This window comes from Rhodococcus sp. PBTS 1 (assembly GCF_001620025.1).
In the GTDB taxonomy this organism is placed as follows: domain Bacteria; phylum Actinomycetota; class Actinomycetes; order Mycobacteriales; family Mycobacteriaceae; genus Rhodococcoides; species Rhodococcoides kroppenstedtii.
Genome location: NZ_CP015219.1, coordinates 4,058,853 through 4,072,538, shown reverse-complemented (window position 1 = coordinate 4,072,538; position 13,686 = coordinate 4,058,853). Strand labels below are relative to the sequence as shown.

At 70.5% G+C, this 13,686-nt stretch carries 12 protein-coding genes; 11 read left to right on the top strand and 1 reads right to left on the bottom strand.

Annotated elements, in window-relative coordinates; genetic code table 11:
• Positions 1-4 precede the first annotated feature (4 nt).
• The 8 genes from A3Q40_RS18710 to A3Q40_RS18675 all read left to right on the top strand — a co-directional run bounded on the left by A3Q40_RS18710 (position 5) and on the right by A3Q40_RS18675 (position 8,135).
• Positions 5-826: a DUF1707 SHOCT-like domain-containing protein gene (locus A3Q40_RS18710; RefSeq protein ID WP_068104494.1), complete on the top strand. Its 822-nt coding sequence runs from the start codon at positions 5-7 to the stop codon at positions 824-826.
• Between the two features lie 240 nt (positions 827-1,066).
• Complete coding sequence (locus A3Q40_RS18705; protein ID WP_082834013.1) at positions 1,067-1,714, top strand: PadR family transcriptional regulator; 648 nt, start codon at positions 1,067-1,069, stop codon at positions 1,712-1,714.
• Positions 1,707-2,807, top strand: coding sequence for an inositol-3-phosphate synthase (locus A3Q40_RS18700; RefSeq protein ID WP_068104492.1), 1,101 nt, complete (start codon positions 1,707-1,709; stop codon positions 2,805-2,807). Before A3Q40_RS18705 ends, A3Q40_RS18700 begins: the two co-directional genes overlap by 8 nt.
• Positions 2,808-2,889: 82 nt before the next feature.
• Entirely contained in the window at positions 2,890-3,699 is an 810-nt protein-coding gene (locus tag A3Q40_RS18695) for a DUF2786 domain-containing protein (protein WP_068104490.1), read from the top strand.
• Between the two features lie 66 nt (positions 3,700-3,765).
• Positions 3,766-4,230: a TIGR04338 family metallohydrolase gene (locus A3Q40_RS18690; protein WP_235606365.1), complete on the top strand. Its 465-nt coding sequence runs from the start codon at positions 3,766-3,768 to the stop codon at positions 4,228-4,230.
• 59 nt (positions 4,231-4,289) lie between these two features.
• Positions 4,290-5,165 (top strand): SDR family NAD(P)-dependent oxidoreductase, encoded by an 876-nt coding sequence (locus tag A3Q40_RS18685; protein WP_082834012.1) that lies wholly within the window; start codon positions 4,290-4,292, stop codon positions 5,163-5,165.
• 17 nt (positions 5,166-5,182) lie between these two features.
• Complete coding sequence (locus A3Q40_RS18680) at positions 5,183-7,348, top strand: molybdopterin-dependent oxidoreductase (RefSeq protein ID WP_068104486.1); 2,166 nt, start codon at positions 5,183-5,185, stop codon at positions 7,346-7,348.
• Between the two features lie 10 nt (positions 7,349-7,358).
• Entirely contained in the window at positions 7,359-8,135 is a 777-nt protein-coding gene (locus tag A3Q40_RS18675; protein ID WP_068104484.1) for an LLM class F420-dependent oxidoreductase, read from the top strand.
• A gap of 10 nt (positions 8,136-8,145) precedes the next feature.
• Here the strand turns inward: A3Q40_RS18675 and A3Q40_RS18670 are convergent, their stop codons facing one another.
• Positions 8,146-9,507, bottom strand: a complete 1,362-nt coding sequence (locus A3Q40_RS18670) for an ammonium transporter (RefSeq protein WP_068104482.1) — start codon at positions 9,505-9,507, stop codon at positions 8,146-8,148.
• Positions 9,508-9,682: 175 nt separating this feature from the next.
• On the opposite strand from A3Q40_RS18670, the gene A3Q40_RS18665 reads away from it, so the two are divergent.
• The 3 genes from A3Q40_RS18665 (at position 9,683) to fdhA (ending at position 13,675) form a co-directional block, all read left to right on the top strand.
• The gene (locus A3Q40_RS18665; RefSeq protein WP_068104480.1) at positions 9,683-11,494 is read left to right on the top strand and encodes an ABC transporter substrate-binding protein/permease; all 1,812 of its coding nucleotides are present in this window, start codon (positions 9,683-9,685) and stop codon (positions 11,492-11,494) included.
• Position 11,495: 1 nt separating this feature from the next.
• Entirely contained in the window at positions 11,496-12,239 is a 744-nt protein-coding gene (locus A3Q40_RS18660; protein ID WP_068104477.1) for an amino acid ABC transporter ATP-binding protein, read from the top strand.
• 215 nt (positions 12,240-12,454) lie between these two features.
• Complete coding sequence (gene fdhA, locus A3Q40_RS18655; RefSeq protein WP_068106673.1) at positions 12,455-13,675, top strand: formaldehyde dehydrogenase, glutathione-independent; 1,221 nt, start codon at positions 12,455-12,457, stop codon at positions 13,673-13,675.
• Positions 13,676-13,686: the final 11 nt, after the last annotated feature.

The following is a 13,686-nucleotide window of genomic DNA, read 5'->3' as shown; positions in this document are numbered from 1 at the left end:
AGCGATGACCACGCCGCGATCGGACCTGCGGGCGCGTGACGTCGACCGGGCGGTGACGGCGACCGCGCTCGACCGTGCGTACGCCGACGGTCAGCTGACGTTCGACGAGCACCGGGCGCGCAGCGCGTCGGCGCGGTCCGCCCGGACGGTGGGCGACCTGCACGCGCTCGTCTCGGACCTGCAGTCGGACGTCCCGCTGCCCGAGCCCGAGACGCCCCGGCGGACGCGTGGACCGCGAAGGCGGTGGCCCCTGGTGGTCGCCGCCGCCGCGGCGGTCGCGGTCGGCGGGTGGCTGCTCGGGCGCGACGAGGATCCCGCCCCGACCAGCGCACCCGTCGCCGTGGCACCGGCCCCCGACCTACCGCCCGACGTCTCGCCGATCGTCGCGCAGCCGTTCGTGTTCGACACCGCCGCGGGGCTCGCCGACTTCCGCGAGCGGTGGATCCAGCGCTTCGGGTCCCCGGAGATTTACTCGATGTACGTCGACCTCGGCGACGGACGCGCCTCCGTCACGCGTCCGGTGGAGAACGGACGGCAGCAGCAGGTCAACGTCATGGGCGGGTTCGACCCGTCGGACTCGACCTCGGAGCCCTCCGACAGCGAACGCACCCTCGACTGGACCACGCTGAACGTCGACGCTCTCGCCGGCCACCTCGCCGGGGCACCCACCTCCCTCGGCCGACCGGACGGCGTGGTCGACACCGTGAATCTGCGGAACTTCGGCACCCCGGAGATCCGTCTCGACGTGGTCGATGCGCGGGGGGACGGCGTCGGCACCGTGGTGGTGGACCCGGCGGGGGCCGTGGTGGCGGTGCTGCCGGACTGATCGAGCGGGCGTGAGCGTCCACGACTCGGCCCGATCGACGGGATTCCGTCGATCGGGCCGACTTCTGTGCAGCCCGGCATGCCCGAACCGCTGATTGGGTTCCGGCGAGACGGGGTACTTGTTCCTGTCTCGGTGAGTTACGCGTACCCGTATGTATCGGCCCGATACATACGAGAGCTATGATCGACGAGTCATCACTGCGGAGGTGGACGAACCATCGGACGGGAAGGGGGACGGGCCGTGCTGGAACTGGCTGTTCTCGGGCTGCTCCTCGACTCTCCGATGCACGGGTACGAGCTCCGGAAACGACTCACCGGCCTGCTCGGTGCGTTCCGGGCCTTCTCCTACGGTTCGCTCTATCCGACCCTGCGCCGCATGCAGGCGGACGGACTGATCGTGGAGAACCAGGCGTCGGGCGGCACCGTCCGCCGGGCGCGCCGGGTCTACGAGCTCACTCCCGCCGGCCGAGAACGGTTCACCGAACTCGTCGCCGACACCGGTCCGCAGAACTACACCGATGATGGATTCGGCGTTCACCTGGCCTTCTTCGGACGCACCCCCGCCGAGGCGCGGATGCGAATTCTCGAAGGTCGGCGACGTCAGGTCGAGGAGCGCCGGGAAGGGCTTCGCGACGCCATCGGCCGAGCAACCGGGCCGGTGGACAGATACACGCGCGGATTGCATCAACTCGGCCTCGAGTCGAGTGAGCGCGAAGTGCGGTGGCTCAACGAACTGATCGCTGCCGAGGCACTGGCGATCAGCTCGGAGGGTCCGCCGTCCGCACCCGCGACCGACCCCCCGGTCGCGGTACCCGGGCACCGAGATGCGGCCCCCACCGACACCTCGACCCGCCGACACGAAAGCAAAGGAGATCCCGACCATGAGTGACAACAGCACTGCGGTGCGCGTGGCCATTGTGGGCGTGGGCAACTGCGCGTCGTCCCTCGTTCAGGGCGTGCAGTACTACAAGGACGCCGACGAGAACGCCACCGTTCCCGGCCTCATGCACGTGAAGTTCGGCCGCTACCACGTCCGCGACGTCGAGTTCGTCGCCGCGTTCGACGTGGACGCGAAGAAGGTCGGTTTCGACCTCTCCGAGGCCATCTTCGCCAGCGAGAACAACACCATCAAGATCGCCGACGTGCCGCCGACGGACGTCTCGGTCCAGCGCGGACCGACCCTGGACGGCATCGGCAAGTACTACTCCGAGACCATCGAGCTCTCCGACGCCGAGCCGGTCGACGTGGCGCAGGCGCTGCGTGACGCACAGGTCGACGTGCTCGTCTCCTACCTCCCGGTCGGCTCGGACGAGGCCGACAAGTTCTACGCGCAGGCCGCCATCGACGCGGGCGTCGCCTTCGTCAACGCGCTCCCCGTCTTCATCGCCTCCGACCCCGTCTGGGCGAAGAAGTTCGCCGACGCCGGTGTCCCGATCGTCGGCGACGACATCAAGAGCCAGGTCGGCGCCACCATCACCCACCGGGTGATGGCGAAGCTGTTCGAGGATCGCGGTGTCGCTCTCGATCGCACGTACCAGCTGAACGTCGGCGGCAACATGGACTTCAAGAACATGCTCGAGCGCGAGCGTCTGGAGTCCAAGAAGGTCTCGAAGACCCAGGCCGTCACCTCGAACCTCACCGGTTCGCTGGCCGACAAGATCTCGGACCGGAACGTGCACATCGGCCCGTCGGACCACGTCGAGTGGCTCGACGACCGCAAGTGGGCCTACGTCCGCCTCGAGGGACGCGCCTTCGGTGACGTGCCGCTGAACCTCGAGTACAAGCTCGAGGTGTGGGACTCGCCCAACTCCGCCGGCATCATCATCGACGCCGTGCGTGCGGCGAAGATCGCCAAGGACCGCGGCCTCGGCGGCCCGATCCTGCCGGCCTCGGCGTACCTGATGAAGAGCCCGCCGGAGCAGATGGCCGACGACACCGCTCGGGCGCAGCTCGAGGCGTTCATCATCGGTGCCGACGACTGACGTTCCCGGCTCCACGAATTCATCCACAGGCCCCCGGTCCACGACCGGGGGCCTGTCGCCGTCCGGGCGTACTGTCGCCGACGTGAGTCAGGACAGGATGCTCACCCGTATCGGGGGGCTGCTCAGGCAGGCGGAGTCCACGGACAATCCGCACGAGGCCGAGGCGTTCATGGAGGCGGCCCAGCGGCTGGCCACCGCCGCGTCGATCGATCTCGCGGTCGCGCGGTCGCACACCGCCGCGGGGCAGTCGCGCAGCGGTCCGGTGCAGCGCACGGTCGAGATCGGGGAGCGCGGCAAGCGGGGCCTGAAGACCTACGTGCGGCTGTTCGTCGCCATCGCCGCGGCCAACGACGTCACGTGCGACGTGCTGTCCACGTCCACTCAGGTCTACGCCTACGGTTTCGCGTCCGACATCGACACCACGCAGGCGCTCTACGCGTCGCTCGTCGTGCAGATGGTCCGCGCGTCCGACGCGTACATCGCCTCCGGCGCTTACCGCGAGGCCACGGTCGACCGCGTGGTGCGGCCCGCGTACGGCCGTGCGCGGGTAGAACGCAAGCCGCTCGCCGCGGTCACGGCGCGGATCGAGTTCCAGTCCGCGTTCGCCGATCGGATCGGCGCGCGGCTCGCGGCGGTGAAGGAGGAGATCACCGCCGAGGCGGTGCGGACGGCGGACGCCACTACGGGCACGGCGCTGGCGTTGCGCGACAAGGATCTCGCCCTCACCGACTTCTACCGCAGCACGTCGACGGCACGCGGCCGGTGGCGGGGCAATGCCGCACCCACCAGTTTCTCGCGCGCCGCTCGACGCGCCGGGGACCACGCCGGACGGCGGGCGCGGCTCGGGACCGACGCGGAGCTCGGATCTCCGCGCGGGGCGATCGATCGCTGAGTCGCGGTGCCCGTCCGCGACTCGCAACGCGCTCGTGTGTACGAGTCGGAAACGTTGCTGCGCACCATGATCGATCGTGCCGACGCCGCGGAGGCGGGCCGGTCGGTGGAGATTGCCGGCTCGACGGTGACCCTGCCGATCGAGCGTCGGTTCGCCTCGATCGACTCGGTGCAGACCTACGTCGACGCTGTGCTCGCCCTGGAGGACGTCCGCCGTCGCTACCCCCGGGCATCGCGCCGCTGCCGGGTCCGCGCCCGCGCCGGCCAGGGCGCCGCGCACTACGAGCACGACGCGGCCGTCATCGCGGTGCCGCTGCACGTCGCCGGTCACGCGTGGGCCATGCGGGAACTGGTGGTGTTGCACGAGATCGCCCACCACCTCGAGGATCGCGATCCGGAGACCACCCCCCACGCCGCTCACGGACCGGAGTTCACGGCACGGCTGCTCGACCTTCTCGATCGGGTGGTGGGGCCCGAGGCGGCGTTCGTCCTGCGGTGCATCTACGGCCGCAACGACGTCCGCGTGGGCTAACCTCGGTCGGTCGAACCGGGACGTGACGGGGTTCGCCGTCGGGGTGGAAGGGAAGTGCGATGGACGTGTGGGGGGCCGTGACCGGCACGTATCGGCGGGGAGCCGCACGATTCGACCGTGCCGGTCTGCAGCGGCCGCGTCCAGTGTTCGAGCTGATCGCGCGTGGGCACACGCTCGAGGGCTCGACGGTGCTGGTCACCGGGGCGTCGTCCGGTATCGGTGCTGCGGCGGCTCGCCGGTTCGGCGAGGAGGGCGCCACGGTGCTGCTGGTGGCGCGGTCGGCCGAGCCTCTCGACGAGATCAGGCGCGAGATCGTCGACGCCGGTGGGTCGGCCGTCGCGCTGACCGCGGATCTGGCCGACGAGGACGACGCCGCCCGGCTGATCGAGAAGGTCCTGGCCGAGTTCGGTGCCCCCGACGTCGTGGTGAACAACGCGGGCCGCTCCATCCGGCGCCGCATGCTCGACTCGACCGACCGGCTCCACGACTACCGACGCACCGCGGCCATCAACTACTTCGCCCCGGTCCAGCTGACGCTGGGCTTCGCGCCGGCCATGGTGGAGCGGGGCAGCGGGCACTTCGTCAACGTCTCCACCTGGGGTGTTCCCGGCGGGGCGATGCCCAAGTTCTCCGCGTACGCGGGATCGAAGAGTGCGTTGTCGATGTTCGGCCGCAGCATCGCGATCGAGTTGGCGCGCACCGGAGTCGGCGTCACCACCGTCTACTTCCCCTTGATCCGTACCCCGATGATCGAGCCGACCGCGCGCTACCGGGACGTTCCGACCCTGTCGGCGGAGGACGCCGGAGAGTGGCTGGTCGACGCCGCCCGGTATCGACCGGCGGAGATGCTGCCGCGCTACACGCGCACGTTGCGGCGCATCGGAGCCGCCCGCGTCGAATGGGCCGACCGGCTGACCGCGATGGCCCACCTCTGACGACGGCGGGACCGCACATGACGGGGGCAGGGAACGCCGGGGGTGGGAAGACCGCGCGTCGCCTCGGCACCTGCCCGCTCTGCGAGGCCATGTGCGGCCTCGAGTTCACCGTGTCCGCGGGCCGCATCACGAGCGTGCGCGGCGATGCCGAGGATCCGCTGTCCCGAGGCCACCTGTGCCCGAAGGCGACGGCGCTCGGTGATCTGCACACCGATCCCGACCGTCTGCGCCGTCCCCTCATCCGGGTGGGGGACACCTGGCGCGAGGCGTCGTGGGACGACGCACTGGCCCTGGTGCACCGCCGACTGGGCGACATCCGCGACCGCCACGGCCACGACGCCGTGGCGGTCTACTGGGGAAACCCGGTGGCGCACAACCTCGGTGGGCTCACCCACGGCATCGGCGGTCTGCTGCCCGAGCTGAACACCCGCAACGTCTTCTCCGCCACCTCGCTCGACTCGCGGCCGCATCTGATGGTGCACCGCGCCCTGTACGGACATCAGTTGCTGGCGCCGGTTCCGGACATCGACCGCACCGACCATCTACTGCTGTTCGGGAGCAACCCGCTGGTGTCGAACGGCAGCATGATGGCCGTTCCCGACGTCGCGCAGCGGCTGCGCGACCTCCGCGCGCGGGGCGGCCGCCTCGTGGTGGTGGACCCGCGCCGCACCCGGACGGCCGCCGCCGCGGACGAGCACGTTATCGTCCGCCCGGGCACCGACGCGGCCGTCCTGCTGGCGATGATCCGCACGATCCTCGACGACGGTGTGGCGACACCCGCGTCGTACGTCGACGGTCTGGGTGAGCTGGCCGCCGTCGTCGCGCCGTTCGCACCCGACCGCGTCGCGGCGCTCAGCGGTGTTTCGGCGGAGACCGTCGTCCGCCTGGCGCGGGACTTCGCCGCCGCCCCGCGCGCGGCCGCCCACGGCCGGATGGGCGTGTCCACGCAGCGATGGGGTGGGTTGTGCCAGTGGGCGATTCACGTCCTGAACGCGATCACGGGCAACCTCGACCGGCCGGGCGGCACCCTGATCCCGCACCCGGCCGCCGATCTGGTGGCCACCGACTCCATGGAGGCCGGCGCGTCGGGACGCTGGCGCACGCGGGTCCGCGGCCTGCCGGAGTTCGGTGGCGAACTCCCCAGTGCCGCGCTCGCCGAGGAACTCGCCCATCCGGAGCGGCCGATCCGCGCGCTGGTGGTGATCGCCGGCAACCCCGTGTTGTCCGCACCCGGCGGCGACCGGGTTCGCGACGCCGTCGCCGGACTGGACTTCGTCGTCGCCGTCGATCCCTACCGGACCGAGACCACCCGCCTGGCCGACGTGATCCTGCCGCCCACCTCGGCGGTCCAGCGCGAGCAGGTCGACGTCTTCCACGCCCACCTGGCCGTGCGTAACACCGTCCGGGTCAACGGGCCGATCCTTCCCCGGTCCGCCGACGAACGGCACGACTGGGAGATCTATCGCGACCTCGCCCTCGGCCTGCGACGGCGGACCCCGCGGCGCGCACGCCACCCACGGTGGTGGCTACGGGGGGTCATGCTCCGGCTGACGCCGATGCGCACGCTGGGGCTGCTCCTCGCCGCGTCGCGACGCGGGGTGTCGCTGCGGACGCTGCGGGAGGCGCCGCACGGCGTCGACCTGGGCCCGCTGGAGTCGTCGCTCCCCGCCCGGCTCCGCACACCGGACCGACGGATCCGCCTGGTGCCCCACACCTTCGGGGACGCGGCGCGGACCCTGGCCGGCGAACTCGACGCGCGGCCGGACCCCGCCGCACTCCTGCTGATCGGGCGTCGTCACCTCCGCAGCACCAATTCGTGGATGAACAATCTCCCCCGATTGACGAAAGGCACACCGCGCCACCGCCTCCAGGCCCACGTCGCCGATCTCGCCGCGCGCGGTCTCGTCGACGGCGACGCGGCCGTCCTGACGTCGGCGCACGGTTCGGTGACGGTGGAGGTCGAGGCCGCCGACGACCTCGCGCCCGGCGTGGTCAGCCTCCCGCACGGGTACGGCCGTGACCGCGGCGACGGGCTCACGGTCGCCGCGATGCTCGGCGGCCCCAACGTCAACGAGGTCACCGACCCGGCCCGCGTCGACCCGGTGACGGGAACGGCCGTCTTCAACGGGGTCCCGGTGATGCTGACGCGCGACTTTCCGACGCCGACGCCCGCGGCGGATTAGTGTCGGGCGGGTGGCCGACACTCGTGTGCGCATCGGAGTCCAACTTCAACCCCAACACGCCCCGGACTACGGGCTGATCCGCGATGCGGTCCTGCGCGCCGAGGACGCGGGCGTCGACGTCGTCTTCAACTGGGACCACTTCTATCCGCTGTACGGCGACCTCGACGGCGCCCACTTCGAGTGCTGGACCATGCTGGGCGCCTGGGCCGAGCAGACCTCGAACGTGGAGATCGGCGCCCTCGTCACCGGCGGCGGCTACCGCAATCCGGACCTGCTGGCCGACATGGCGCGGACGGTCGACCACATCAGCGGCGGGCGGCTGATCCTCGGCATCGGCGCCGGCTGGAACCAGAAGGACTACGACAACTTCGGGTACGACTTCGGCACCGCCGGCTCCCGCCTGGCGCTGCTGAACGAGAGCCTCGCCCGTATCGCGCATCGCCTCGACGTCGGCAATCCCGCGCCCACCCGCCACATTCCGATCCTCATCGGTGGCGGCGGCGAGAAGAAGACGCTCAAGATGGTCGCGCAGTACGCGGACGTCTGGCACAGCTTCGCCGACCTCGACGCGCTGAAGCACAAGTCCGGCGTCCTCGCCGAGCACGGCGAGACCGTGGGCCGCGACGTGTCGCAGATCGAACGGTCGGTGGCCTGGCCGGGCGCGGACACCGCGCAGGACTTCGTCGACGCCGGAGCAACCCTCTTCACCGTCGGGGTGAACGGGCCGGACTACGACCTTTCCGAGCTCACCGGCGCGATCTCCTGGGCGCGGTCGCACCGGGGCTGAGCGCCGCGGGTCAGGCCGGCGGCGCGGTCTTCCCGAACAGTCCGCCGCCGCCGTGCGTGGAGGCGAACTCGTACGCGGATTCCGCGTGCTCGTGTTCGTCGATCCCGTCGACCTCGTGCTGCGGGTCCGCTCGGACCCCGATGGTCAGCTTCACCGCCGCGGCGATGGCCGCCGTCACCACGAACGAGTAGGTGAGGACGACGACGACCGCGACGGCCTGACGGCCGAGTTGCGCGAGGCCGCCGCCGTAGAGCAGGCCGTCGACGCCGGGCGGCATCGAACTGCTGGCCAGGAGGCCGATCATGAGGGTGCCGACGACGCCCCCGACCAGGTGCACCCCGACCACGTCGAGCGAGTCGTCGTAACCGAAGCGGTACTTGAGACCGATGGCGAGGGCGCACGCGACGCCGGCGGCGGCGCCGACACCCAGCGCCCCGATCGGCGTCACGGCCGTGCACGACGGCGTGATCGCCACCAACCCGGCGACGACGCCCGACGCGGCACCGAACGACGTCGCCTTCCCGTCGCGAATCTTCTCCACCACCAGCCAGGCCACCATCGAGACCGCGCCCGCGCCCATCGTGTTGATCAAGGCCACTGCGGCGACACCGTCCGCCGCCAACGACGATCCGGCGTTGAAGCCGAACCAGCCGAACCACAGCAGGCCCGCGCCCACCATCACGGCGGGCAGGTTGTGCGGTCGCATCGCCTCGCGCGGCCAGCCGCGCCGCTTCCCGACGACCACCGCGAGCGCGAGTCCGGCGGCGCCGGCGTTGATCTCGACGGCGGTACCACCGGCGAAGTCGATCGCCCTCAACTCGTTCGCGATCCACCCGCCGGTCCGCGCCGTCAGACCGTCGAGGGCGAAGACCCAGTGCGCGACCGGGAAGTACACCAGCGTCGCCCACACCCCCGCGAAGACGACCCACGGTACGAAGCGCATCCGATCCGCCACCGCACCGGACACCAGGGCCACGGTGACCATGGCGAACCCGGCCTGGAACGCCACGAACACCAGCGCGGGAACGGTACCCACCAGGGGAATGTCCACCGGGCCGCTGCCGGCGGAGTAGGTGCCACCGACCAGCTCGGTCAGGCCGGCGAACTGCCGGGGGTCGCCGATCCAGCCGCCGAGGCTGCTCTCGCCGAACACCATCGAATAGCCGTAGAGAACCCACAGCACCCACACGACGCCGATGGCCGACAGGCTCATCATCATCATGTTGAGCACGCTCTTCGCCCGGACCATGCCGCCGTAAAAGAAGGCGAGCCCCGGAGTCATCAGCAGCACCATCGCCGCACTCGCCAGCACCCACGCCGTGTTGCCCGCGTCCGGTGAACCCATGACCGGATAGTCGAGACCGGTGTTCATACGATCGCCTCTCGTCCCCCGGCGCCGGCCCTGCCGTCGTTCCGACCCGTCGCCCGCGCCCCGACGGAGAGTAGACCCCCGGTCACGGACAAGGAACGGCAGGAGATCACTGAGCCGAACCATTGCGTGATCACCGTTTCGGTGATTCCGGCGAACGCGACCTACTGTTCTCGGCATGCACGCGCACCGCACGGGGCGAACGTCCGTCGCCGTGGTTCTCGTCCTTCTTCTCGCGGGTCTGCTCGCCGGGTGCGGGTCGTCGTCGGACGGCGACACCGCGGCCGCCTCCGCACCCACCGAACTCTGCGCGCCCCCAGGCGTCGAGAGTGCGTCGTCGGTGCCCACCAACTTCGACGCCGCGGCCGCCGCCGCGTCGGAGGACCGGTACACCACGCCGTCCGTGACGCCGCTCGATCGCATCGACACCGCGCAACTCGGGTTGATCACGCCGGGCACCCTCACCGTCGGCACCCTGTCCGACGCCCCGCCGAGCATCTGCGTCGACGGCTCGGGCACGTACACCGGGTACGACAACGAGCTGCTGAAGGCGGTCGCGGCGAAGCTCGGCCTGCAGGTGACGTTCTCCGGCACCGAGTTCTCCGGCCTGCTCGCGCAGGTGGCGGGGCGACGGTTCGACGTCGGCTCGTCGTCGATCACCACCACCGACGAGCGTCGCAACACGGTCGGGTTCACCAACGGGTACGACTTCGGCTACTTCTCCCTCGTCGCGAAGGCCGGCGGCCCCATCACCGCCTTCGAGGACCTCGGCCCCACCACCCGCATCGGCGTGGTGCAGGGCACGGTGCAGGACGACTACGTCGTCAACACCCTCGGCCTCGACCCGGTGAAGTTCCCCGACTACAACACCGCCTACGCGAACCTGCGCACCGGGCAGATCGACGCGTGGGTCGCTCCGTCGCAGCAGGCCGAAGGTCTGGTGAAGCCGGAGGACGGCACCGCGATCACGCAGAACACGTTCTCGCTCAACAACTTCGTCGGGTGGGCCGTCGCGCGGGACAACCAGCCGCTGATCGACGCGCTGAACTCCGGACTCGACGCCGTGATCGCCGACGGCACGTGGGCGCAGCTGTACTCGGACTGGGTGCCGCGCGAGCTGCCCGAGGGATTCAAGCCGGGCAGCAAGGCCGCCCCGCAGCCGGATCTCCCCGACTTCGCGGCCATCGCGGCGGAGAACGACGCCGCCGCCCCGGCCGCCAGGGCCGTCGCGCCCAAGTCGACGCTGCAGCAGCTCGGGGACACGTTCTTCGACTGGGAGCTCTACAAGCGGGCCATCCCGGACCTGCTGAAGACCGGCCTGCCGAACACGCTGATCCTGGCGCTCGCGTCGGGCGTCATCGGCACCGTGCTCGGCATGCTGCTCGCCCTCGCCGGTCTGTCCCGCTCGCGCTGGCTGCGCTGGCCCGCGCGGGTGTACACCGACATCTTCCGCGGCCTGCCCGCCGTGGTCATCATCCTGATCATCGGCCTGGGCATCGGCCCGGTGACCAGCAGCCTGACCGGTAACAACCCGTACTGGCTCGGCGCGCTGGCGCTCTCGCTGCTCGCGGCGGCCTACATCGGCGAGATCTTCCGCTCCGGCATCCAGTCGGTCGAGCGGGGTCAGCTCGAGGCGGCACGCGCCCTCGGCTTCGGCTACCGCGGCGCGATGCGCCTGGTCGTGGTGCCGCAGGGTGTGCGACGGGTCCTGCCGGCTCTGGTGAACCAGTTCATCTCGCTGATCAAGGACTCCTCGCTGATCTACTTCCTCGGCCTGCTCGCCACCCAGCGCGAGCTGTTCGCCGTGGGCCGCGACCTCAACGCGCAGACCGGCAACCTGTCACCCCTGGTGGCCGCCGGCCTGGTGTACCTGGCCATGACCGTTCCGCTGACCCACCTGGTCAACTACATCGACAAGCGCCTCCGCACGGGCCGTGCGGAGAAGACCCTCGACCCGGTCGAGCAGGCCATCGTCGTGGAAAGAGGCTGACATGACCACCGAGACACTCACCGGCGTCTCCCTCGCCGGACACGACCTGCATCTGTCCTTCGGCGCCAACAAGGTCCTGCGGGGCGTGAGCATCGACGTCGCCGCCGGGTCCACCACCACCGTCATCGGCCCGTCGGGCTCCGGGAAGTCGACGCTTCTGCGCGTGCTGAACCGCCTACACGAACCGGAGCAGGGCGACATCCTGCTGGACGGCAAGTCCGTGCTGAAGGACGACCCCGACGCGCTGCGTCAGCGCATCGGCATGGTGTTCCAGCAGTTCAACCTCTTTCCGCACCGGACCGTGCTGGACAACGTGGCGCTGGGCCCGTGGAAGCTCAAGGGGCAGAGCAAGGAGGCGGCCCGCGAGGTCGCCCTGGAGCAACTCGACAAGGTGGGGCTGAAGGAGAAGGCGGGCTCGCGTCCCGGCAACCTCTCCGGCGGTCAGCAGCAGCGCGTCGCCATCGCGCGGGCGTTGGCCATGACCCCGCAGGTCATGTTCTTCGACGAGGCCACCTCCGCCCTGGACCCGGAGCTGGTCAAGGGCGTGCTCGCGCTCATGGCCGACCTCGCGACCGGCGGCATGACGATGGTCGTGGTCACCCACGAGATGGGCTTCGCCCGCTCGGTGTCGGACCGCGTGCTCTTCATGGACCACGGCAGCGCCGTCGAGGTGGGCCCGCCCGCCGCGCTCTTCGACGACCCGGAGACCGACCGTCTCAAGCGGTTCCTCTCCGAGGTGCTCTGACAACCTGCGCCACCGCACACAGCGCGCCCCGATCGGCGGTTTCCCGTCGATCGGGGCGTGTTGTGTGCAGCCAGGCAGGTCAGCGGGCGAGGGCCGTCGACCGCCTCCGTTCGTGACCGGCATCACACCGACTCCCGTACCGTCGAGATCGGTGCCGGCATGCGCATCCAGGCATGCCTGCACCGGCCATCGTGATCGACGAGACGGGAGAACCCATGTCGGACAACAGAGCCGTTGCCTACGCCGGAGCCGGGAAGGTCGAGGTGATCGATATCGACTTCCCCAGCTTCACCCTGCAGGACGGGCCGGGGGTGAACCCGGCGAGCGTGGGCCGCGAATGCCCGCACGGCGTCATCCTGAAAGTGGTGTCCACCAACATCTGTGGCAGCGATCAGCACATGGTGCGTGGTCGGACCACGGCCCCGGAGGGCCTGGTGCTGGGCCACGAGATCACCGGTGAGGTGGTCGAGGTGGGACCGGGCGTGGAGTTCGTGAAGGTGGGCGATCTGTGCTCGGTGCCGTTCAACATCGCCTGCGGCCGGTGTCGCAACTGCAAGGAGCGCAAGACCGGAATCTGCCTGAACGTCAACCCCGATCGGCCCGGTGCCGCGTACGGCTACGTCGACATGGGCGGCTGGGTCGGCGGTCAAGCGCAGTACGTCATGGTGCCCTACGCGGACTGGAACCTCCTGAAGTTCCCCGATCGCGATCAAGCCATGGAGAAGATCCTCGACCTGACCATGCTGTCGGACATCTTCCCCACCGGGTTCCACGGGTGCGTCACCGCCGGTGTCGGAGTGGGGTCGACGGTCTACATCGCCGGCGCCGGACCCGTCGGCCTCGCCGCGGCCGCCAGCGCCCAACTCCTCGGCGCCGCCGTGGTGATCGTCGGCGACCTCAACGAGGACCGACTCGCACAGGCGCGGAGCTTCGGTTGCGAGACGGTCGACGTGTCGAAAGGTGATCCGGCGGACCAGATCGAGCAACTCCTCGGCGTCCCCGAGGTGGACTGCGGCGTGGACGCCGTCGGCTTCGAGGCCCGCGGACACGGTGACGGCAGTGCGACCGAGGCGCCGGCCACCGTGCTCAATTCGCTGATGGACATCACCGCGGCGGGCGGATCGCTCGGCATTCCCGGCCTGTACGTCACGGGCGACCCGGGTGCATCCGACGAGGCCGCCAAGAAGGGATCCCTGTCGCTGAGCCTGGGGACCGGCTGGGCCAAGTCGCTGGCCTTCACCACCGGCCAGTGCCCCACGATGAAATATCACCGCGGGCTGATGATGGCGATCCTCCACGACCGCGTGCAGATCGCGAAGGCCGTCAACGCCCGGGCCATCGGCCTCGAGCAGGCCCCGCAGGGCTACGCCGACTTCGACCGCGGCGAGGCCACCAAGTTCGTGCTCGACCCGCACGGGTTGCTCGGCGCCGCCTGACACCTGCGCCA

Excerpts from the sequence above, each read along its gene's own strand:
- A3Q40_RS18700 (WP_068104492.1), top strand. The coding sequence starts at position 1,707 with ATGAGTGACAACAGCACTGCGGTGCGCGTGGCCATTGTGGGCGTGGGC.
- A3Q40_RS18665 (WP_068104480.1), top strand. The coding sequence starts at position 9,683 with ATGCACGCGCACCGCACGGGGCGAACGTCCGTCGCCGTGGTTCTCGTC.
- fdhA (WP_068106673.1), top strand. The coding sequence starts at position 12,455 with ATGTCGGACAACAGAGCCGTTGCCTACGCCGGAGCCGGGAAGGTCGAG.
- A3Q40_RS18660 (WP_068104477.1), top strand. The coding sequence starts at position 11,496 with ATGACCACCGAGACACTCACCGGCGTCTCCCTCGCCGGACACGACCTG.
- A3Q40_RS18685 (WP_082834012.1), top strand. The coding sequence starts at position 4,290 with ATGGACGTGTGGGGGGCCGTGACCGGCACGTATCGGCGGGGAGCCGCA.
- A3Q40_RS18670 (WP_068104482.1), bottom strand. The coding sequence starts at position 9,507 with ATGAACACCGGTCTCGACTATCCGGTCATGGGTTCACCGGACGCGGGC.
- A3Q40_RS18680 (WP_068104486.1), top strand. The coding sequence starts at position 5,183 with ATGACGGGGGCAGGGAACGCCGGGGGTGGGAAGACCGCGCGTCGCCTC.
- A3Q40_RS18690 (WP_235606365.1), top strand. The coding sequence starts at position 3,766 with ATGATCGATCGTGCCGACGCCGCGGAGGCGGGCCGGTCGGTGGAGATT.
- A3Q40_RS18710 (WP_068104494.1), top strand. The coding sequence starts at position 5 with ATGACCACGCCGCGATCGGACCTGCGGGCGCGTGACGTCGACCGGGCG.